This window comes from Coleofasciculus sp. FACHB-1120 (assembly GCF_014698845.1).
Classification (GTDB): domain Bacteria; phylum Cyanobacteriota; class Cyanobacteriia; order Cyanobacteriales; family FACHB-T130; genus FACHB-T130.
Genome location: NZ_JACJTV010000005.1, coordinates 212,603 through 233,091 on the forward strand (window position 1 = coordinate 212,603; position 20,489 = coordinate 233,091).

General features: G+C 44.6%; 16 protein-coding genes and 1 pseudogene. 10 read left to right on the plus strand and 7 right to left on the minus strand.

Annotated elements, in window-relative coordinates:
* The 6 genes and pseudogenes from H6H02_RS07740 (at nt 1) to H6H02_RS07765 (ending at nt 5,873) form a co-directional block, all read left to right on the plus strand.
* On the plus strand, nt 1–1,179 hold the full coding sequence (locus H6H02_RS07740; protein ID WP_190816265.1) for an ATP-binding protein: 1,179 nt from the start codon (nt 1–3) through the stop codon (nt 1,177–1,179).
* A 95-nt stretch (nt 1,180–1,274) separates the two neighbouring features.
* Nucleotides 1,275–1,403: pseudogene (locus H6H02_RS07745) on the plus strand (DAK2 domain-containing protein); the annotation flags it as partial.
* Nucleotides 1,404–1,477: 74 nt separating this feature from the next.
* The gene (locus H6H02_RS07750) at nt 1,478–2,503 is read left to right on the plus strand and encodes an LD-carboxypeptidase (protein WP_190816267.1); all 1,026 of its coding nucleotides are present in this window, start codon (nt 1,478–1,480) and stop codon (nt 2,501–2,503) included.
* A gap of 491 nt (nt 2,504–2,994) precedes the next feature.
* A complete protein-coding gene (locus H6H02_RS07755) occupies nt 2,995–3,135 on the plus strand; it encodes a hypothetical protein (protein WP_190816269.1) in 141 nt (46 codons plus the stop codon).
* A 212-nt stretch (nt 3,136–3,347) separates the two neighbouring features.
* Entirely contained in the window at nt 3,348–4,871 is a 1,524-nt protein-coding gene (locus tag H6H02_RS07760) for a glycosyl hydrolase family 57 (RefSeq protein ID WP_190816271.1), read from the plus strand.
* 462 nt (nt 4,872–5,333) lie between these two features.
* Entirely contained in the window at nt 5,334–5,873 is a 540-nt protein-coding gene (locus H6H02_RS07765) for a retropepsin-like aspartic protease (protein WP_190816273.1), read from the plus strand.
* Between the two features lie 28 nt (nt 5,874–5,901).
* On the opposite strand, the gene H6H02_RS07770 is transcribed toward H6H02_RS07765, so the two are convergent.
* The gene (locus H6H02_RS07770) at nt 5,902–6,108 is read right to left on the minus strand and encodes a hypothetical protein (RefSeq protein ID WP_190816275.1); all 207 of its coding nucleotides are present in this window, start codon (nt 6,106–6,108) and stop codon (nt 5,902–5,904) included.
* 36 nt (nt 6,109–6,144) lie between these two features.
* On the opposite strand from H6H02_RS07770, the gene H6H02_RS07775 reads away from it, so the two are divergent.
* Both H6H02_RS07775 and H6H02_RS07780 read left to right on the plus strand, forming a co-directional pair.
* Nucleotides 6,145–9,288 carry a HEAT repeat domain-containing protein gene (locus tag H6H02_RS07775; protein ID WP_190816277.1) on the plus strand — a complete coding sequence of 1,048 codons (3,144 nt, stop codon included), beginning with the start codon at nt 6,145–6,147 and terminating at the stop codon, nt 9,286–9,288.
* Between the two features lie 162 nt (nt 9,289–9,450).
* Nucleotides 9,451–11,091: an SWIM zinc finger family protein gene (locus tag H6H02_RS07780; RefSeq protein WP_190816279.1), complete on the plus strand. Its 1,641-nt coding sequence runs from the start codon at nt 9,451–9,453 to the stop codon at nt 11,089–11,091.
* 265 nt (nt 11,092–11,356) lie between these two features.
* Here the strand turns inward: H6H02_RS07780 and H6H02_RS07785 are convergent, their stop codons facing one another.
* Nucleotides 11,357–12,097 carry a DUF6745 domain-containing protein gene (locus H6H02_RS07785; protein WP_190816282.1) on the minus strand — a complete coding sequence of 247 codons (741 nt, stop codon included), beginning with the start codon at nt 12,095–12,097 and terminating at the stop codon, nt 11,357–11,359.
* 682 nt (nt 12,098–12,779) lie between these two features.
* Here H6H02_RS07785 and H6H02_RS07790 point away from each other — a divergent pair.
* On the plus strand, nt 12,780–14,183 hold the full coding sequence (locus H6H02_RS07790; protein WP_190816284.1) for a reverse transcriptase family protein: 1,404 nt from the start codon (nt 12,780–12,782) through the stop codon (nt 14,181–14,183).
* A gap of 227 nt (nt 14,184–14,410) precedes the next feature.
* Nucleotides 14,411–16,249 (plus strand): VWA domain-containing protein, encoded by a 1,839-nt coding sequence (locus tag H6H02_RS07795; protein ID WP_190816286.1) that lies wholly within the window; start codon nt 14,411–14,413, stop codon nt 16,247–16,249.
* 62 nt (nt 16,250–16,311) lie between these two features.
* On the opposite strand, the gene H6H02_RS07800 is transcribed toward H6H02_RS07795, so the two are convergent.
* The 5 genes from H6H02_RS07800 to H6H02_RS07820 form a co-directional block, all read right to left on the minus strand.
* A complete protein-coding gene (locus H6H02_RS07800; protein WP_190816400.1) occupies nt 16,312–16,809 on the minus strand; it encodes a GNAT family N-acetyltransferase in 498 nt (165 codons plus the stop codon).
* Nucleotides 16,806–17,096: a DUF1778 domain-containing protein gene (locus H6H02_RS07805; protein ID WP_190426177.1), complete on the minus strand. Its 291-nt coding sequence runs from the start codon at nt 17,094–17,096 to the stop codon at nt 16,806–16,808. Before H6H02_RS07805 ends, H6H02_RS07800 begins: the two co-directional genes overlap by 4 nt.
* Before the next feature lie 174 nt (nt 17,097–17,270).
* Nucleotides 17,271–17,849 carry a Uma2 family endonuclease gene (locus H6H02_RS07810; protein WP_190816288.1) on the minus strand — a complete coding sequence of 193 codons (579 nt, stop codon included), beginning with the start codon at nt 17,847–17,849 and terminating at the stop codon, nt 17,271–17,273.
* A 40-nt stretch (nt 17,850–17,889) separates the two neighbouring features.
* Nucleotides 17,890–18,366, minus strand: a complete 477-nt coding sequence (locus tag H6H02_RS07815; RefSeq protein WP_190816290.1) for a hypothetical protein — start codon at nt 18,364–18,366, stop codon at nt 17,890–17,892.
* Nucleotides 18,367–18,529: 163 nt separating this feature from the next.
* Nucleotides 18,530–19,954, minus strand: a complete 1,425-nt coding sequence (locus H6H02_RS07820) for a WGR domain-containing protein (RefSeq protein ID WP_190816292.1) — start codon at nt 19,952–19,954, stop codon at nt 18,530–18,532.
* Between the last annotated feature and the right edge of the window lie 535 nt (nt 19,955–20,489).

Consider the following 20,489-nt stretch of genomic DNA (forward strand, 5'->3'; position numbering starts at 1 on the left):
ATGTCACTCAGTAATAAATTATTAGAATCTATCGACGAAGCCGACCTTCAGGAGCTATTATTCAACCAGATCGCTGAGGGAAAGGCACTAGAATATAAGCAAGAATTACCTGGTAATAGTGACCCAGATAAGAAAGAATTCCTCTATGATATTTCATCGTTTGCTAATGCATCCGGGGGTTATTTAATTTACGGGATTAAAGAAGATGCGGGTATCCCTACAGAGATTTGTGGTTTAGATATCAGCGATGTAGACGCTGTACTCTTGAGACTTGAGAGCAGCATCCAAGACGGCATAGCACCACGAATACCAGGGTTGAGGGTTAAGGCTATTCGTTTGCATAACACGCGAATAGTTATTGTCTTCAACATACCCAGAAGTTTCTCGCTGCCTCACATGGTGAAATTTAAAAATGCATCAAGATTCTATTCCCGTAACTCAGCAGGTAAGTATCAGCTCGATGTAGGGGAATTAAGGACAGCTTTTACTCTATCGCAAAGCCTTACCGATCGCATCCGACACTTCCGCCAAGAGCGTCTTAGCAATATTGTGGCGCAAGAAACTCCGGTTCTTATGAATGCAGGAGCTAAGTTGGTGCTGCACATTATCCCCATTGGCGCGTTTGATCCGGCATCCAGCTTTGATGTCGCTTCTCTTTACAATAAATACTCTCAGCTTTTTAAGCCATTAACCAGCGATGGTTGGCAGCAGAGGCATAACTTTGATGGACACCTGACGTTTAGCAAGGCTCCCAATGAGAATTTTGCTTATTCTTATCTACAGACTTTTAGAAATGGGATTATCGAAGCTGTTGATGCTGTAACAGTTACTGTCTACAACGGCAGAGGCGTTATCTTTAAAGAGTACGAACAAGAGATTCTTCAGGCAATCTACAGGTTCTTACCCCTTCAGCAAAATCTTGGTGTTGAACCGCCTCTTTTCATCATACTGAGCTTCTTAGGAGTGAAGGATTACATCATGGAGGTTAATCCAGAATTTGGCCGGTCATCTGGTAGTCCCATTGACCGAGATAACCTTTTGGTTCCGGAAGTTGTAGTTGAAGACTTCAATTTCGCTCCTGCTCAAGTCATGAAACCTATCTTTGATGCTGTCTGGAACGCGGCTGGATACACCCGCTCGCTCAACTATGATAATGATGGACAGTGGGTTGGAACGTAATCGAATGTAAGTTGATTTTGCAGCAAAACCTCTGAAAAAATGAGGTAATTATCTATAATCTTGGACTACTGAATTGACCTGTTAAAATACTCAGTCTCAAAACTGTCAGCATGACTCTCATTTCCAGTGTCGGGGGTGCCAGCGGGCCGTTGTATGGCACGATGTTCCTACGAGCTAGTACGGCAGTCGCAGGCAAGTCAGAACTGACCGATGAGGAGATGCTGCCACCTCTACTTATCTAATTCTCAAGACCCTGTGGGAAACTGTCAATAGCCAATCGTGATTTGTTAATCGTCATTTGTCATCCCTGATTAATCGCCGCCAGTTTCTTAAAACCGTTGCACTTTCCGCGATCGCAACTGAGTTGCCACAGATCGCGATCGCAAATCCATTTTTAAAAACCGCCGTAAAACCACCCCGCCTCAAAGTCGGCGATACGGTGGGATTAATTAATCCCGCCAGTCCCATTGAACCGAAAGACATTGCACAGGTACAGAAAACCCTGGCAAGTTTGGGGTTAAAGGTCAAATTAGGGAAGCATCTTCTCGATCGTTACGGTTATTTGGCAGGAAGCGATCGCGATCGCGCATCTGATGTAAATGCCATGTTTGCCGATGCTTCTGTAAAAGCGATTGTTGCTGTGCGTGGCGGTTGGGGCTGCAATCGGATTTTGCCACTCTTGAATTATCCTCTAATCCAAGCTTCTCCCAAAATCATCATCGGTTACAGCGATATTACTTCGCTGCTGTTAGCAATTTATGCCAAAAGTGGCGTTGTCACTTTTCATGGTCCTGTCGGCACATCCACTTGGAATCCATTTACAGTCGATTACGTTAAACGCATTCTCTTTAATGGGGAAGCCGTCACCATGCAAAATCCCCCGAATGCTGGCATTAAAGTGGAAATAATTACGCCTGGAAAGGCTAGGGGAAAATTAGCCGGGGGTAATTTATCGGTACTGGCGGCAATGGTGGGGTCATCTTATCTGCCAGATTGGAAACAAAGTATCTTATTTGTAGAAGAAATTGGCGAGGAAGCTTACCGGATCGACCGGATGCTGACTCAGCTAAAATTAGCGGGTATTCTCAACCAAATTTCTGGGTTTATTTTTGGGCAATGTACTGATTGCCAACCCAAAGATAATCAGCCTTCCCTAACTTTATCTCAAGTATTGAGAGAACACATTCAACCTTTAGGAATCCCAGCTTGGTATGGTTCACCGATTGGTCATGTCAAAGATAAATTTACCTTGCCAGTCGGTGTGCAAGTAGAAATTGATGCCAATAAAAATACAATTCGGATGTTAGAATCATCTATTAAATGACCAACTCCGCCCTGACATAAATTACCCTACCTTCGGGAACGCTAACGCGAACGCGCTAATCTCTAAAGCTAAAGTTAGCTAAGAGAAGGTCTGAGAAGTGTCGAAAGTCGTTTTGATATCCGCCAGCCCCCGCGAAGAGAGCGCCGCTACGCTTGTAAAGAGGGGGGAGAATCAACTCATGAGTCTCCCTTTTGAAGGGGGATTTAGGTGAACCTAAAGTGCCGCAACGTAGTAATAGAAACTTTTCAGAAATCCTTTAAAACTAACTGGAGATTAATGTGATGTTGCAAGGAGTTTGAGCAACAGCGAGAGATTGTACTTCATGCAAAATATTACTGAAAACTAAGTAGCCAATTTTACATTAAAATTCAGTTAAACAAAATACAAATAGTTAACAAGGGTTTAACCCTTTAGTGGGATGCAAATTTTAAACTTATTAGTAATAATAGAGAATAAAGCCCAGAATCACACTTTTACTTAGTAGGTAAATTATGGCAAGTGCAGATGACCGCAAGAAGCGAATTATGGAGCATTTATCTCGGAGTTCGGGACAGTTTATCAAGGCATCTCCTCAAAACTCAGAGGAACGTAAGCAGCGAATTGCCGATCATGTTCGCCGAACCAAAGGTTAAGGCAATCTGAAAGCGATCGCTTGTAGCATCGTTTTAATCCCAGTGCGTTATCCCAGCACATTATCTTAGTGCGATTTTTGGATAGTTTTTGGTACTGTAAATGGTTAAGGAATTTATTTCTGGCTATTTACGGTATCAAAGACAATGTAATTATTTTACAAATCCTTTATATAATAATTAAATAAATTCATCTATTATTAGAGTAATCTGTAATGCTTTCCTCATCTCCTAAAACGACGCTTCCTGTTTTATCCGAAATAATTGATGGATTGCCTAACATTTCTGGATGGGAAAAAGAAGTTAGTTCGGTCGTAAACCAGGATGACCCTGTATTTTTGCCTACCACAAATATTCGGTTAGAAGAAGTAACGGCTGGATTTGCGATCGCGCTCCATATGCACCAACCTACCATCCCCACTGGTGCGAATGGCGAACTCCAGAACAACCTGCAATATATGTTTGAGCATCCCTACGAAGGAGACAACCATAATGCAGGGCCATTTGCCTATTGTTATAGCCGTATAGCGGATTTTATTCCCGAACTGGTTGCGAATGGTTGTAATCCCCGCGTCATGCTAGATTTCTCCGGCAATCTCTTCTGGGGACTGCGGCAAATGGGACGAGGAGACATCTTAGAAAATCTCAAGCGCATCACCTGTAACCCTACTTACCAGCCTTATGTAGAATGGCTGGGGACGATGTGGAGTCATGCGGTTATTCCTTCTACCCCGATTCCCGATATCAAATTACATATTCAAGCATGGCAACATCATTTTGCTGCCATTTTTGGATGGGATGCACTGGCGCGAGTGAAAGGATTTTCTCCTCCAGAAATGCACCTTCCCAACCACCCAGATACCCTGTTTGAATTTGTAAAAGCACTGAAAGAATGTGGATACCGTTGGGTAATGGTTCAAGAGCATTCTGTTGAAACGCTAACGGGTCAATCTTTGCCCTATAAGCATTTGCCTCACCGCTTGGTTGCGCGAAATTCTAATGGCGAAACGATTAGTATTACGGCACTGATTAAGACTCAAGGTTCCGATACAAAATTAGTGGCGCAAATGCAGCCTTACTACGAAGCTAAAACCCTATCTCGGCAGCAATTAGGTAAAGTTTCGGTACCCCCCATCGTTACCCAGATTGGAGATGGTGAAAATGGCGGCGTGATGATGAATGAATTTCCTAGCGCTTTCAACCAAGCCTGGTATCAAATGGCAAATGAAGGCGGAGGAAAAACAGGGGTTGTCGGAATGACAGGTACAGAATACTTAGAACTCATAGAAGCCGCAGGTTGCACGCCTGAAGATTATCCAACTTGTCAAGCAATTGGTCAACACCAAATTTGGGAGCGAGTAAGTGTCGAAAATTGTACCCCAGAAGCGGTTGCCAATGCGATTGCAGAATTGAAGCAGATTAATCCAAACTTTCACATGGATGGCGCTTCTTGGACGAATCACCTGAGTTGGGTGAAGGGATATGAAAATGTCTTGACTCCGATGAATAAACTCAGTGCTTTATTTCACGATAAAATCGACCGATTGCTCCAAGGGGAAGCAGAATCAAGCTATTCTGCTGGGGAATCTGTTACCCAACAATCCAGCTATCGAGAGGCACTGATGAATAATCTTTTGCTTCAAACAAGCTGTTTTCGTTACTGGGGACAAGGAGCTTGGACTGACTATGCTCGTGAAATATATCAACGAGGTGAAACACTTCTTCAGGATACTTTCTAAGGCGAGTCTAAAACGAGAGGTTGTACTGGCTGATGTCAGATTTAAAGAGATTCCCCAACTCCCGCGCTGACATGCCGCTACCCTAGTAAAAAGGAGGCGATCGCACTTTCCGATCCTCCTGGGGGTTCTTGTGGTGTTTTTCTTCGCAGATTAGCTTTACTAGCGGGTATCAATGCTTATCCGAAGCTTATCCGAAATAATAGAATAGTCAAATCTCACCGTTGCGGGGGTGTCTCACCGATGTGGAGTTGCAGAAGCAATCCTCTAGCGATTAGTAGAGATGCGATTAATCGCGTCTCTACAGGGGAGGCGGACTAGAAGCGCATCAGCTGCGCGATTCGCCCTCGACAAAAGCCCTTGCCATAAGCCAGATTTGTAAAACCATTCAGCAGCCATCAGAAATTAAAAAATTGAGCAATAATCAATCTGCTGGGCGCTCAATTAATGAGACAGGAAAGCAAGATGAAACGATTTCTAAGCGTGGTAGTTTCTCTAACTGGGCTGGTTTCCTACGCAGCTGTAGCGGGGGTGCCAGAGGCGGCGAAGGCTCAGGACGCGGCTTGCTTCATGGTAGCACCGGGGGGCAGAACGATAGATTTGGGGAGCCTCTGCGGCACCGATGAGGGGAACAAACGAGTCTTTCAAGCCAGAATCAAACGTCGCGCCGGTGGCACACCCGTCATTGATGTAACCTTTAATGGCGGGCAGACTTTTGAGATGATTGTAGACACCGGGGCCAGCGGCACGATGATTACCCGCCGGATGGCATCAGCGTTGCGAGTGGTGCCGGTGAAGACTGTCAAGGCAGATACAGCGAGTGCGGTGGGAGTTGAGTTTCCCGTCGGCTATGTGCAATCGATTGCCGTAGATGGTGCTGTCGCCAGCAAAGTGCTAGTAGCGATCGCTGGCCCAGAACAAGATATGGGATTGTTAGGACACGACTTCTTTGGCAATTACGATGTCACAATTAAACGCGATGTCGTCGAGTTCCACCGTCGCTAAGGTTGTGCGGTGAGGCTATGCAGTGAGGCTAAAGTTGGGGGAGAATCGCTCTTTCGGCACTTTGATACTTGCGATCGCTTAAGCGATTTTCCCATTCTGCGCCTACGCACCCGCCTAATTTCTGCATACCTCCAACTTGAGTTGGGTTTTGTATTTGCGTCAACCGAGAACAGCGAAAACAGCGTTGACGAGTTCTCCAAAAAAGGCGATCGCTTTTGGCAATTATATAGTACATTTATACTATTTACACAGCAAGCCTTGAGACACTCGTATGGAACTCATCCAACGGACTACGCTTCTCTACCAAGCCGGGAGTTCAGATAAAGTCTACGAAGTCGATCTCTGCAAGACAGGTGAAAACCGCTACCTCGTTAACTTTCGCTACGGACGACGCGGCACAACGCTCAAGGAAGGTACAAAGACGGTTCAGGCTGTACCTTTAGCCCAAGCGCAGCGAGTGTTCGATAAGCTGATTGACTCCCAAATTCAGAAGGGCTATCGGGATGTCACCGCTGGGGCAGTTAGCGAGGCGGCTGCACCCGCACCAGTCCAAACTGCAAGTAATGTACCAGTCACCAGCGACCCACGCCACCAAGCCATCCTCAACCGTTTGGCGAACCGGGACAATCGAAAATGGCCTCTGGAACGGGCGATTTGGCGGGCTGGCGAACTTAAAATCGGGGAAGCTACGCCGTTGTTAATTCAACTCATTAGAACTGGCGAACCTTTGAGAGATTACTGCATCGCTTGGGCGTTGGGTTGGTGTGGGGATGAAAGTGCCATTCCCTTTGTCAGAGAACTTTCCCAGCATAAATCGGTTGCTGAATTCGTCCGCCGCATCGCCTGGGAAGCACTATTTAAATTATCAGATGAACAGACACAAGGGCAGATGCGTTCTGAGAAGATAGAACAACTGCCCTTAGAGTTGCGGGATTTAGCCCGAAATGGAACAGCAGAAGCATTTGCAACTACACTTCGCGATTATTTAAATAGCAGCGACTACAGGCGTTTTGCCGTCCTCGATACTATTTATCAAATCGATAACGAGTACGTGCGTCCAGCACTACTTGATATTTTATGCGAAACACCTTTTAAATCTAACTACTTCCAGCGAATTCGCCATATTTTCAAAATGGCTGAATATCGCCATGATGCAGAAGTTTTTGGCATCCTTGCTTATGCCTTTGAGAAAGAACCGGGGACGTTTAATAATAAACGTACAGGTTGGCAATGGGACTCGGCAAGACGCGAATATTATAGGACCGGGCAACGTCGTTACACTGAAGAACTCAAGAGTCCGCAGTCAAATAAAGTTTACAGCCAACAAACTCGTGAATATCTGCGGCGGCGAGTTTGGCGTACTCTTAAAACTTTGGGTGAAGAAAGCGATTCTAACTATATCAATCTTGCAGTCAATATTCTCCTACAGTATTCGGATGATGACGCTCAACCAGCCAAGCAGTCAACTTTCAGGAGATGGAACGGACAACGCCGTTCCTATGAAAGCTTTACTAGAGGTTGGGATACTTATGCGGGCTATGTAATTTTTAATCATATTCTCTACGAAAACAGTCCCCGCTATGCCTCTCATCATAAAGCGTGGCGTTGTCGAGACGGTTACAAACCAGGAGATCCAGAACCGAAAGTTAGAGAAGAAGCTTTTCCCGAACTTTGGCAGCAAAACCCAGCAGCACTTGTACAGTTATTAATAGAAAGTGATTGCCGTCCGGTGCATCATTTTGCAGTTAAGGCGTTGCGCGTCTGCAAAGAATTTTGCGATCGCCTTGACACAGACACATTAATCAAATTCCTGAATAAACCCTACGCAATAACTGCTGAATTCGGATTTTTACTGGCACGCGATCGCTACAACCCCGCCCAACCCAACAGCGAGTTAGTTTTGGCTCTTGCTAATTGTGCATTCCAAGAAGCACGTACACAAGCCTATCGCTGGATCGAACAGCAACGAGAATTCTTTTTTGAATCCAGTGACTTTATCGCGGGTTTAGTGACCAGTCAACAAGCTGATACCCGTTCTTTTGCGCGAAGGTTACTAAGTTCATCAATTTTAACCGATACAACCGCCAGGGTACTCATCGGAAGAATCATTGCTGCTGTGTTGGTACTAGAACCTACGCAAACAGATATGTCAAGAGAAATTAGTGAAACTTTGTTGCTCTGTTTTGCGCCGCAACTGTGTAATTTGGGGTTGGGTGTAATCCTTGATTTACTTAATCACCCGATGCCGGAGATTCAAGAATTAGGCGCAAGAATTCTATTAAATCATGATATTCGTGCTGTTGATCTACCGCCAGATTTAATTGAATTACTTCTTTCCTCTCCTTATGAGTCGGTGCGGGGGATTGGGGTGAGGATTTTTGGACAACTACCTGATGAGAGATTATTAAGCGATCGCATCCTCATCGTCTCAATGGCAATTAACGCTGTCGCTGATATTCGTAACGCAATCCGTCCAGTGATTCGACGTTTGGCAGCTAATAATCCAAATTTTGCTACCGAGTTAGCATCTGATTTTATTGATGTCTTAATTACGCCAGAGAGACACGAAGGTGTCCACAAGGATGTAGTACAACTGATGCGAGAAGACATACCAGGATGGATGTCTAATATCAGCAAAGAACGCGCGATGCAGCTCCTTCGTGCTAAATCTTCAGTCGCACAGGAATTAGGTGGTTTGGTATTGAGAGAAAATAGCGATCGCTTTCTCCCTGACTTCGAGACAAGTGAGATTGTCAAGCTGGCAAATCACGAAATTTTATCAGTGCGTGAAGCAGCAAGAGAAATGTTTTTAAAAACCTTAAACCGTATCCGCACCAACTCCCAAGAAATGTTATCAGCAGTGCGGCTACTAGAGTCAAAGTGGGATGATTCGCGAGAATTTGCATCTAGAATTTTTAGCACAGATTTCACTAATGAAGATTGGACACCAGAAGTAATGGTTAGCGTCTGTGACAGCATTCGCGAAGATGTTCGTTCTTTTGGGCGCGATTTAGTAACTCGCAACTTCAAAGAAACCGATGGACAAGAATACCTACTCAAATTCAGCGAACATCCCTCAACAGATATGCAGACCTTTGCTACTAACTATCTAGAAAACCATGCTGTAAATAATTCCCAACGGTTGCGAGACCTAACGCCATACTTTATCAGCGTCCTGTCCGGTGTCAATCGGGGAAGAGTTTCCAAACAAAGAATATTTGCTTTTCTAGATACCGAAGCCCAAAAAAGCGAGGAAGCTGCACAAATTGTCACTGAAATTCTCACCCGACAATCTGTCACAATGGCAATCGGCGACAAAGCCACAGCAATTCAGATAATGCTGAAAATTCAAAAAGCTTACCCTCAGATATCCTTACCGATTCAGGTAAAAGCCATCTCCCAAATCAGAAACTAAAGCTAACCATCAAACCTTTTCCTCTCTTTCTTCTCTTCGGGTCTTTGCGCTTCATTCCTCATCCCTAAAAACCATTAAGTATCTTATCTCTTCTCTCAGCGCCCTCAGCGCCTCTGCGGTTCTTTAAATCTACTTTCTCCCATTTCCTAGAAGTCAAACCTTATGGAATTTAACTACGCCTACAACGGAAGTACATCTGTTAATGAAAGCGGTGCAAACACCCAGATGTCCTTTTCTCCCGATATTAAACGCGAACCCACGTACTTTATTGGAGAATTGCGTCAGAATGTCGCTTTTCGGGAAGCGATTAGCGCCTTACACGATGTTGTCGTCTCTGATATGCGGTTCAAACCCAAAGACAAAACGGCATATAAAGAATGGGCAGCAAAACAACAGGATCTAGACTGGCAACTCATCGCCGCGCAACACCAAGAAGTTGCGAATCAAATCAAGCCCTTGCAGGATGAACTCAATCAATTAAGCCAGCATAGTTACCAGCGGCGGGAATCTTTCTACAAAGCACAACGCCGCTATTTTAATTACCTTTTTCAAAAAGACCGCGATGCTTGGTTTGTTCTCGATCCGGTGATTACAGTTCATCCCGATGAAGTATTTTTTGAATGTTTCAGCCAGGATGAATCAAGTTATGGTCGTCTCGGTGCCAGCTACGAAGTTTTTAAAAACATCAACGAGTTTGCCTGCGGTACGACTAATATTGATTATTCAGCGGCACTTTACGACGAGTTTCAGAAAATCCGCAGTTACAAAAATACCAAATTTGAAATAGATCCATCGGGTTTTGAAGTTCAAACTACGCACGAAGAAACTTTTAAAGAAGTCAAAATCGATTTACCCGACAGTTGGGTAAGAGGTTTTTTGCAAGTTAGTTCTGCAATGTCTTTACCAGCAACGCGAGTTGATTTGCATCCGATGGATATTTACAATATGTGCTTTGTGCTGCGTCGCCACAAGGAAAAACAAGGGCCTCGCAGTATGCGCTACCATCTTAAACCTGGGGAACCCGTGCGGATAACGTTCGATCCGTGGGGAATTGAAATCGTTTGTGCGCGATCGCTCTACACTGGATCGCAATCACAAGAAATCCGCGTTTGGGGACGCCGCCGCCTCCACATCCTCGAACGTCTCATCCCCGTCGCCAAAAAGTTTACCGTTCACCTACTCGGTACGGGTATGCCTTCCTTCTATGTCGCTGACTTAGGCGATATGTCTTTTACCCTCGGTTTATCGGGATGGACGGCAAACGACTGGGCGCAATCTGGTAACTTTGACTTGATGGCACCCCGCGCCGACATCGACAAATGGACGCAGCAACAAATTTTCGAGGCGCTGAAGAAGAATTGGGTAGAAAGTCCAGACTCGCTTGCGGAACGCCTTGGTTTAAACCGTGCCGTAGTTCTCGGTGCTTTAAGTGCTTATACGCAAGCCGGACGTGCAATTTACGACTTAAACAAGCAAGTTTATCGAGTGCGGGAACTGACGCGAGAACCTTTACCGATGGAACGCCTGCGCTTTGCCAACGAGCGAGAAGAGAAGGCAACCCGTTTCTTGGTTTACAATGCTGTGCAGGTGACTAATGTTACCAGCGATGCCACGAAAGCGTTTAGTCTGCAAGGTAATGTTTCAGACAAAGATAAAACCTTGAATCCTTCATTGACAGTTGACGCAGATGAGCGTATAATAGCCGCAGAATGTACTTGCAACTGGCATCAACAGAATAAGCTGTACAAAGGCCCTTGCGAACACATTCTGGCGTTGCGAATGCAACACGCCCGTCAGTATTGACGAATCACGCGCACCTAATCAGTTGGTAAACAGCCTTGCAATCCGGACGATGGATCGTCGTCCTTGCGTTTAGCCTAGCCATGCACCACTAGCCTGCTCTTAACTGTGCGGTCATTCAGGGCTACCCCCTTTTCCGGTGGGACTTCCCTGAAGTGTAAGAAGGGGGTAGCCCTGAGACCGCTTGAGTTGAGCAATCTAGTCCTGAGATGTTTACGAAGGGGCAACCAACTGACAGCTGCGCGTGATTTTTTTCTCAATTGATGTTTCAGTTCTCAGGTAATCCCACGCCGTGATACGCATAAATACTGAAACCATCGGCAAACTCCATTGCTGGTTCTTCTTCAGCGTGAAGAAGTTGCTGATGATCGTAGAGCAGTTTTGTGGGGCGATCGCACACAATGCAAACAAATTCGCAATTATCTTCGCTAGTATGTTTAACAAATATATATATCCAGCCGCAACTTTTGACGAGCGACTGCAACACTTCCCATTCTCTCTGCTCGCTTTCATTGAGAGAGCAATTTAAGACAGAAAAACAGAAGTCAATAAAAATACATTGAACAAGCCAGTCTTGAGGATTCACGTCGTGAGTAAAGTTGGTAACGGCCCTCCTTGAGATTTCCGGTTGCTGGTAAAACCGATCCAATAGTGGGTTCCACAGCCTACTCAACAGCTCATCCATTGGCTCAAGCAGTTGGTCGCAAAGTTGGCTAGTAACAGGGTCGGACAGTTGCTCAAACAATTCGTCTTCTAACTTAGCCAACCAGTCAATCTGGTCTTCCTCTTCCCAGTCCGGAAAGTAAACATCAATATCCTTCAAAAAGCTATAAAGGCTATCGAAAAAAAGAATTTTAGGTTCTTCATTCCAACAAACAGTGCAGGCAACATTTACGGCTTCAGCAGCTTTTTGACGAGCGATTGGCTCGGTGGAAAGTGCCAGGGATATCCATTTTTCTATGTAAACCGGAATCAGAGCTTCTTGCTCTGGAGTAAGCTTGTTAATCAAGGTTGCCGACCTCGTAAGAAAATCTTTGCCTACTCTAATAGTGAGCGAGGCTTTCCCTTGGGGTCACAAATTTTTATTTTCCCATATCCAGCATCTAGCCGGAAGATTTCCTTTTTCAGTGGAAGAGTTGAACTTGCCTGAGTAGTTAAAACTTTTCAACCACCTTCTAAGTCGCTACATATAGCGTTATAGTGCGACATCTACACTACTAATAGCGTTTTTACAAAAATACTGGTAGAATAATCCGATCGCGCGCCTTAGCTCAATTGGTAAACAGCCTTGCAATCCGGACGATGGATCGTCGTCCTTGCGTTTAGTTTAGACACGCATCACTAGACTGCTCTTTACTAAGCGGAGCCACCCCGGAGTATTACGGTTTGGTTTCCGTGAAATACTAGCCTACCCAGAGCATTGTGGGTGAGTTTCACCAACTAATGACTCCAAAATTGTTAGGGGGTGGCTCCGCTGAGTAGAGCAATCTAGTCCTGAGGGGTTTACGAAGGGGCAACCAACTGATAGCGGCGCGTGATTTTTTTATATTCTCTCGTTCCCAAGCCGATCGTGGGAATGATTTTTTGGAGGCTCCAGCCTCCATTAGTTCAAGGTTTCAGGGATTATTGTGCTGTTGACATAAAGTACATATGTACTATAATTGCGGAAACGCATCGCTACTTCTACAAATATGTCAGATCAGCCTCGTACCCGCCAGGAACTCTACGATCGCATCCGACAAATGGGCAAAGAGGAATTCATCCTCGAAGAGATGATACGTTATGGGTTCTGGCCTGCACAAGGCGAGATACCCCAAGATCCCGCCGATGACATTCGGCGGATGGGAGAGATCCGGCGAGAACTTGATGAACTGCGACAGCAGAGTTCGCGTCTTCACAACGAAAAGGAACTCCGCAAGCAGCTACTCAAGCAACGCCTCGCCGAGTCGCGGCGAAAGCGACAGGAGACGAAAGAACGGCGGGAACGGGAAAGGCAAGAACGAGCGGAAGATTGGCGACAAAGAAAAGAGCGAGAAATCCTTTATCTCGGTGAAGATGTCTCAGGCGGACTCAACTATACTGAGTGCGATGAGGAAAGGTTGCGAAGTTATGGATTACCTTTGTGCGGTACACCCTACGAAATTGCCGCTGCAATGGGAATTACTGTGGGACAATTGCGCTTTCTCGCTTTTTCCCGCAAGACTTCGACAATTTCTCACTATATCCGCTTCAAGATTCCTAAAAAAACGGGTGGCGAACGGTTGATTTCGGCACCGATGCCACGCTTGAAGCAGGCGCAGCATTGGATTTTGGGTAATATTTTGGAAAAGCTAGAACTGCACGATGCAGCTCATGGTTTTAGACGCGATCGCTCTATCGTCAGCAACGCTCAACCTCACGTAAAACGTGACGTAATTATCAACTTTGACCTGAAAGATTTCTTTCCCTCTATTTCCTATAAGCGAGTTAAAGGACTTTTTCACTCATTCGGTTATTCGGAAGCTGCGGCAACAATTTTCGGGTTGCTGTGTACCCAACCGGATATCGAGGAGGTTGAATTAGACGGCAAAACTTATTATGTAGCCCTCACAGAGCGACATTTACCCCAAGGTTCGCCAGCTTCTCCAGCAATTACGAATCTAATGTGTCGCCGCTTAGATAGACGACTTACCAGTATGGCTGACGAATTGGGTTTTGTTTATACTCGCTACGCTGACGACTTAACTTTTTCAGCTTCTGGTGACAGTCTCCGAAATATCTGCAACATTCTCAAACGCACTCAGTCAATCGTGGCTCATGAAGGGTTTACGATTAACGAACAGAAGACTAGAATATTGCGGAAAAATCGGCAACAGGAAGTTACTGGAGTTGTGGTGAATGATTATCCGAATATTTCTAAAAAAGAGCTAAAACGTTTTCGTGCTACTTTGTTCCAAATTGAGAAAGATGGCTTGGAAGGTAAGCATTGGGGAAATTCTAATAATGTGATGTCTTCGATTCAGGGTTATGCCAATTTTGTCGCTATGGTTAATCCGCAAAAGGGTGTTGAGTTTCAAGAGCAAATTCGACGAATTCGAGATAAATACAGATGCTAATACTGAAAAAAAAATATCACGGGTTAGCGATATATCTGTAGGGGCATGGCAATGCCATGCCCCTAAAAATTTTGATTTTGTTGGAATCTCAAAAGTATGCAATTTTCTCCATAAAAAATCCGAAATTTCTATCTCTACTCTTGTAGTTTATCTAAGTCACAAATCACCAAAACGGCATTCTCGACTCGACGCTAGAAACTGCACAAAATATCTAGAGGACGCTACAAATGAAAGCAACTTCCTCCCTGAGTCAATCGCTTATTGCAGCCGCTACCCCGTCCACTGTAGACTTGATTGTTAGTTTCCAGGCTGAAGAAGAAACGCGCAACAAAGTACCGCGTCTTCCGCTTAATTTGAGTGTAGTAATTGATAGATCGGGTTCGATGGCGGGAGCGCCGCTTAAGAATGCTATTCAAGCTGCACAAAGGCTTGTGGAATATTTGACCCCGGAGGATTTTCTTTCAGTTGTAATATATGACGATACGCCGGAAACAATTCTTCCGCACCAACTGGTTCAGGATAAATCTGCCATTCGTTCGCTAATTGGTAGGGTGAAAGCTGGCGGATGTACTAACTTGAGTGGCGGTTGGCTAATGGGATGCGACAATGTAAAATCTCAGCAGTCCACAGAACGCATCAATCGCGTTTTATTATTAACAGATGGACAGGCGAATGTTGGGATTACCAATTCTCAGGTATTAATTAACACTGCAAGACAACAAGCTGAACAAGGAATCATTACAACAACTTTAGGGTTTGGAACTTATTTTAATGAAGATTTGCTCATCGGTATGGCAAATGCTGCCGGGGGAAACTTCTATTTCATTCAATCACCTGACGATGCTACTGATGTATTCAGAATTGAACTAGAAAGCCTCACGTCTGTTGTCGCGCAAAATCTGACGGTGACGCTGCAACCAGAAGATTCTGTAAAAATAACCGGGATTCTCAACAATTACCGATCCAATCTGATTGGCAACAACCTGGAAGTTTTCTGCGGCGATGTTTATGAGGTAGAAAATAAGCAGCTAGCCGTAGAATTGCCAATTCCTCCGCAAACAAATATTGGGGTGATAAATATTGCCACCATTGCTTATAAATATCAAGCGGTTGTCGATGGCAGCATTCAACAATTCACTAACGAAATCCCAATTAGTATAACGGTTGCTGATGCTGAATCAGCCAGCAAGGTGCAGCCAGATGCAGCGGTTGTGGAGCAAGCAAGTAAGCTGAGGATTGGTAAGGTAAAAGATGAAGCGATCGCACTCGCTGACAAAGGAGATTATACCGCCGCATCCCAGAAACTTCGCAAGACGATTGAGGATCTCAAGCTCAAAGCATTGCATGAATCCTTTGAAGTTGCCGAAGAGATGGAACAACTGGATTATTATGCACAACGGCTGGAAAGCAAAAAGTTTGATAGTATCAGTCGTAAGGAGATGCGAGATCAATCTTACCAGGCTCTTACACGCGATCGCGGCGATTTAAAATTGCGCGGACTTGCTGCGAGTGCCAACAGCTTACAAGCTGTTTCCAGCGTGGATGAGGGAGTTTTGGTGAAATGCGATCGCGTTAGTGGTAAGTTGCGGATTCACGTCATTTCTGACGGTTACAATCCTAATTTCAACGTGCAATTCCCCCGCAATATTCGGGAAGAAGGTGTCACCTACATCGTTGATGAAATCAATCTATCTGCTGACGGTAGCTTTTATCGCGTCTCCGGTAACATTCGCCGCTTAGTGCAACCCGGACAGGAACGCGCCGCATCATCTCAAAATGGTACGTCTTCTTCCAGTCCAAAACGACAAAAGCTGAATGCACCTGCTTCTGCTGCTGATTTAGAAACAATTGATACTGTAGGTGATGGAGTTCTCGTGCAGTGCGTGAAAGAAGGCAGTAAATTGAGAGCGAGAGTCGTGTCCGATGGGTACGATCCTAACTACAACATCCGCTTTCCCCGCGACATTCGAGAAGAAAACGTTCTCTATGTTGTTGATGAAGTGGAAGAGGCAAAGAATGGCGGATCTTATGTCGCTTATGGGAAGATTCGTAGGTTAGTTCAGTAAACTTTTAACGCAGAGGTACGCAAAGGATAGCGCAGAGGTACGCAAAGAGTGTCTGTGTTCTTTTATCCAAGATTCTTTTTCACATCCGCAAGTGTCACCATCAGCGTCAAGGGATGAACCGGAGAGGGCATGAAACCACACTTATCCACATAGAATCTTTTCGCCTCTTCATCAAGTGCGTGAACCATAATAGCTCTAATCCCGGCAATCTCTGATGCTTGTAAAGTACGCAATATTGCATCCTTGACCAAACCTTTACCGATTCCCTTCCCTCTGTGGTTAATATCAACTGCAAGTCTGCCCAATACCATAACTGGAATTGGATCGGGCATATTCCTTTTGATTTTGCCAGGAGCCTCACTATGAATGACACTACCATTCGCTAAACTGTAGTACCCCACTACCCGATCTCCACAGCAGACAACGTATGTACGAGACGCTCCGGTTGCCTCGTTTTCAAGAGCGCGTTTCCTCAACCAGTCATTTAGAGATGGCTTACCACAATCGAATGTCTCTACATCGTGTGTCTGCTGAAGGGTTTCTGGTGGGGTGTATTTTATTCCCAAGGGGTTGGTGCCTGAAGCAACTCAATTAACTTTTCATTTTTCGTTGGAGAGGTGTCAAGAGCCTTGTTAAAAGCTTTCCACTGTTCATCACTAAGACGAAACAATCTGCGATCGAGCAAAGCCTCTTCTGCCGCTCGATATGCCGCATCTAGCATGAAAGCACTCCGAGTTTTACCAGAAAGACTCGCCGCACTATCTATGAGGTCGAGCTGATTTGGCTCAATTCTCATATTGACAACCTCGGATCGCTTAATTTTTTCGGTTTTATCAAGTACTGCCATAGCGACTCACCTTCTCTATAGTGCTTAGTGTCTGATATTATAATATACACATTGTACATACATAATTCCCGAATAGTCAATGCTGAATTATGATGATGTAGAGGCGGCTATCTAAAAACTGCACGGATAATTCACAGCCTGCAACCCGTGGCAAGTTTCCACATGCGATCGCGTTCACGAACCAGGAAATACACGATTTAGATCGAGCGACAAGTCAGGAAAATTAGGGAGTGTAACCGTTTCATTGGGTAATGCAATCTCTCTGAGGCGATAGCCGAAATTCCCTTGAGTGTCTTGATAAGGCTGACTGTAACGTTCTAGTTGATTAGCAACCAAATTGACAATCCAATAATTCTGAATTTGGTTCTCTGCATATAGGGATAGCTTTACAGTCCGGTCATATTCCAAGGTTAAGTTTGATACTTCAATTACTAGCCGAATATCGTTTGGATAGGGATGATTGGAGAAGTAATCATCCGGCTGCCCTTGTGCGATCGCAACATCCGTTTCTGGTTCGCTGTCGGCAGGTAGTGTAATTGGTTCCTGTCCTCGTACCACTGCAAGGTTGCCAACCAATCTATCTAACTCCCGTACTAACTTGGTATTGCAAACAGAGTGAAGCGTGCCTTTTGCAAGCATTTGCACTAGCTCTCCCCGAATCAACTCCACGCGATCACCCTCGTTTAGACAATCCAATTCAATCAGGCGATGATACTCAGCTAGTGTAAAACGTTTAGTTGCGGCCTGGGTCATAATGACTCAGCAGGAAACGACACTTTCATTTTCGCGTATGTTAGAAGGTTCCACGAAGCTGCAACTCATAGTCCTGGCGAGCGAAAATAAAGGAACCAAGGTTATATGTCCACCAATCCCGATGAAACTGCTGGAAATCCGACCAGGTGACGGTAGTTTCTGTCAGTGAGATACGAGCAAGCAGAAACCAGCACTCAATGATGCCGCAAGTACAACCAAGAATAGTGGTTTTCCCTCTGCGTGAATCTTCAGGTTTCAGGATAAAGCCTTCCTCGGCAATTCTGTAGGGTTCGTCAAGCAGGTGTTTAGAAGGAAACATCACCATCCAAGGAGGGAGGTAGCTATAATCCCCAGCAATTAAATCCACTTTCCTGAGATTCTCACCCATTGTATTCCGCTCGTTATATTCCTCCTGGGCAAAAGGTAACTCAATTTCCCGCACAAGGTCAATCAGAGGCCGGTCATTGATGCGGATTTCTCCACTTGGCAGAATTGCAAATTGATCGCGGGGACTCATGGAGAAAAAAGCCTACTAATAGTAGGTTGGGTTTCACTATTATTCAACTCAACCAATGCGATCGCAACTCCTGAAAATGATAAGACTTTTCGAGAGCGATCGCATTCTGTAAAAGAGGCGCGATCGCATAAGTTAGAGTAAGCGATCGCGCAAACTACAACTACTACACTAATTTCTGAATATCCCCAAAAGCCCGATAGAAACCACCGCGAGAAGATTCGCGCACCTCTTCCACCAGATAACGCGCACCATCGGAGCGAATATCTTGAGGAAATTGTACTTTCCAATTGGGATTGTAACCAGGAGAAACAGCGCGTATTCTTAACTTCCCGTCTTCTTTGAAACATTCCACAATCACTCCCTGAGTGGCGTTTGATGTCGTTTCCAAAGTATTAGAAGGAACGGCTGGTGCAACGGCGGTAGGTGCTTTAATATTAATAGCCTGGGGAACCGTACCCGCTTGTGCTGCTTTGATGGCTGTTTCCCCCGCATCAATGCAAGCAAGAGAACCATCGGTGGTGACGATGTAGAGATGGTCATCTATAAACTGCATGGAGAAGGCGGAACCGCAGCCAGTGGCAAGTTTCCAAAGACGCTCTCCTTGTTGACTAAAACAATAAATCGAGGAGCAATTGTCGCCGGCAAAGACATATTTACCTTCTTCAGCAGTGGCGCAAGAATAAACAGGGGCATCACATTGATAAATTGTGCTAATTTCCCCTCTCTTGGTAAAGCAATAAACTTGATTATCACTGGTACTAGCATATACAAATGCTTCTTCTTGCCAGCCAAATAGTACCTCACCGCGAGTTTTCTGGTTCCAGATCGTCTTTCCATCTTCCCAGTCATACATTGTCACGCCACTGCTGTGACCGTGATAAATGCCAATTTCGTCGCAGCGCACCATCCAGCCATACTCACCACTACTTTTTTTAGTCCATTGAGATTCATCTTCGTGATTAATCGTTGTGACATTACCAGCATCATCAGAAACGCCGAGAATTGCATCTTTGATATCAAGCCAGAAGATATTTACATCGGGGGCAATTTCATAAGCAACACGGGGTATTTTGCCTGTTAAATCGTATACTTTACCATCATCACATCCCGCATAAAGCCAACCTTCATCCGCGACAATACACTTCACGCCGTCAGGAAGACGAAACTGATTTTGCACAATTCCCGTATGACTGAGAGCGAAAATCTGACCTGCTTGATTTCCAACCCAGCACCGAGAATTGTCGATGAAAATGCCAAAAGCAGGGGAAGAAGAGGCAAATTTCCAAACTACAGGTGCTTGGTTTGCAGTTGAGCGATCGCTCTTTATTTCCCGTCGAGTCACGGGACGTTTGCTCCTTACTCCCATAACCGCTGGTTCGTAACCTTTCTTCAGTTTCTCGTTAATCTTTTTCGTCGCTTCAGCTTTGGCTTTTTCTGGCGTTGGATAGGTTTTTACCTGAGTTTGTCCTGAGTCGCCAATGCGACCGTAGCGAATTAATACTTCCGTACCGTTGACAATCACTTCATAAAATTTGTGAGAACTACTCTCTGACTCTGACAATTCTAGATACGTTTTATCTTGGATCATTTTTCTACCCGACTCTGTATGTATTTAAAAATTTCTACATCCTCTCAACTTACCCATTGATAAGCCAGTATTCTGCCGCGACACGAACTGAAAGATACAATTCATCAAAATACCAAAAATCCTGTTTTAACCTTGCTGAGCATTAGAAAGTGGTAATAAGTCAAACTTCAAATCAAGCTTTTTTAGGGAAATTCACCTTTTTATGTCAATTTTATATCAAATAAATATAGGCATAAAGGCAAAGTTAAGAAACAAGTGCATTTGTGAATCTTTATAAAACTTGGAATACTAAATATGTTTTAAAGGTAAATAAAGATTAATATATTTTTTATGGAACATAATTCATACATAAGACTGTTTGGTTAGTCTTACAATCCTTGAAAATATCCGCCAAAGGGGCAGTATCAAAAATAAGTTTTTTATACAAAGCTTGCGTGGGGTTCCAGATAACCAGTAATGTTTTCGCAAGCATTGAAATGCACTCATGCAGGCTATTTTAATGTTTTCTCTCAAACTATTACTAACACTTTACTAC

Coding starts and splice junctions, on each gene's coding strand:
- H6H02_RS07740 (WP_190816265.1), top strand. CDS start 1: ATGTCACTCAGTAATAAATTATTAGAATCTATCGACGAAGCCGACCTT.
- H6H02_RS07755 (WP_190816269.1), top strand. CDS start 2,995: ATGGCAAGTGCAGATGACCGCAAGAAGCGAATTATGGAGCATTTATCT.
- H6H02_RS07760 (WP_190816271.1), top strand. CDS start 3,348: ATGCTTTCCTCATCTCCTAAAACGACGCTTCCTGTTTTATCCGAAATA.
- H6H02_RS07765 (WP_190816273.1), top strand. CDS start 5,334: ATGAAACGATTTCTAAGCGTGGTAGTTTCTCTAACTGGGCTGGTTTCC.
- H6H02_RS07770 (WP_190816275.1), bottom strand. CDS start 6,108: ATGTACTATATAATTGCCAAAAGCGATCGCCTTTTTTGGAGAACTCGT.
- H6H02_RS07775 (WP_190816277.1), top strand. CDS start 6,145: ATGGAACTCATCCAACGGACTACGCTTCTCTACCAAGCCGGGAGTTCA.
- H6H02_RS07780 (WP_190816279.1), top strand. CDS start 9,451: ATGGAATTTAACTACGCCTACAACGGAAGTACATCTGTTAATGAAAGC.
- H6H02_RS07790 (WP_190816284.1), top strand. CDS start 12,780: ATGTCAGATCAGCCTCGTACCCGCCAGGAACTCTACGATCGCATCCGA.
- H6H02_RS07795 (WP_190816286.1), top strand. CDS start 14,411: ATGAAAGCAACTTCCTCCCTGAGTCAATCGCTTATTGCAGCCGCTACC.
- H6H02_RS07805 (WP_190426177.1), bottom strand. CDS start 17,096: ATGGCAGTACTTGATAAAACCGAAAAAATTAAGCGATCCGAGGTTGTC.
- H6H02_RS07810 (WP_190816288.1), bottom strand. CDS start 17,849: ATGACCCAGGCCGCAACTAAACGTTTTACACTAGCTGAGTATCATCGC.
- H6H02_RS07815 (WP_190816290.1), bottom strand. CDS start 18,366: ATGAGTCCCCGCGATCAATTTGCAATTCTGCCAAGTGGAGAAATCCGC.
- H6H02_RS07820 (WP_190816292.1), bottom strand. CDS start 19,954: ATGATCCAAGATAAAACGTATCTAGAATTGTCAGAGTCAGAGAGTAGT.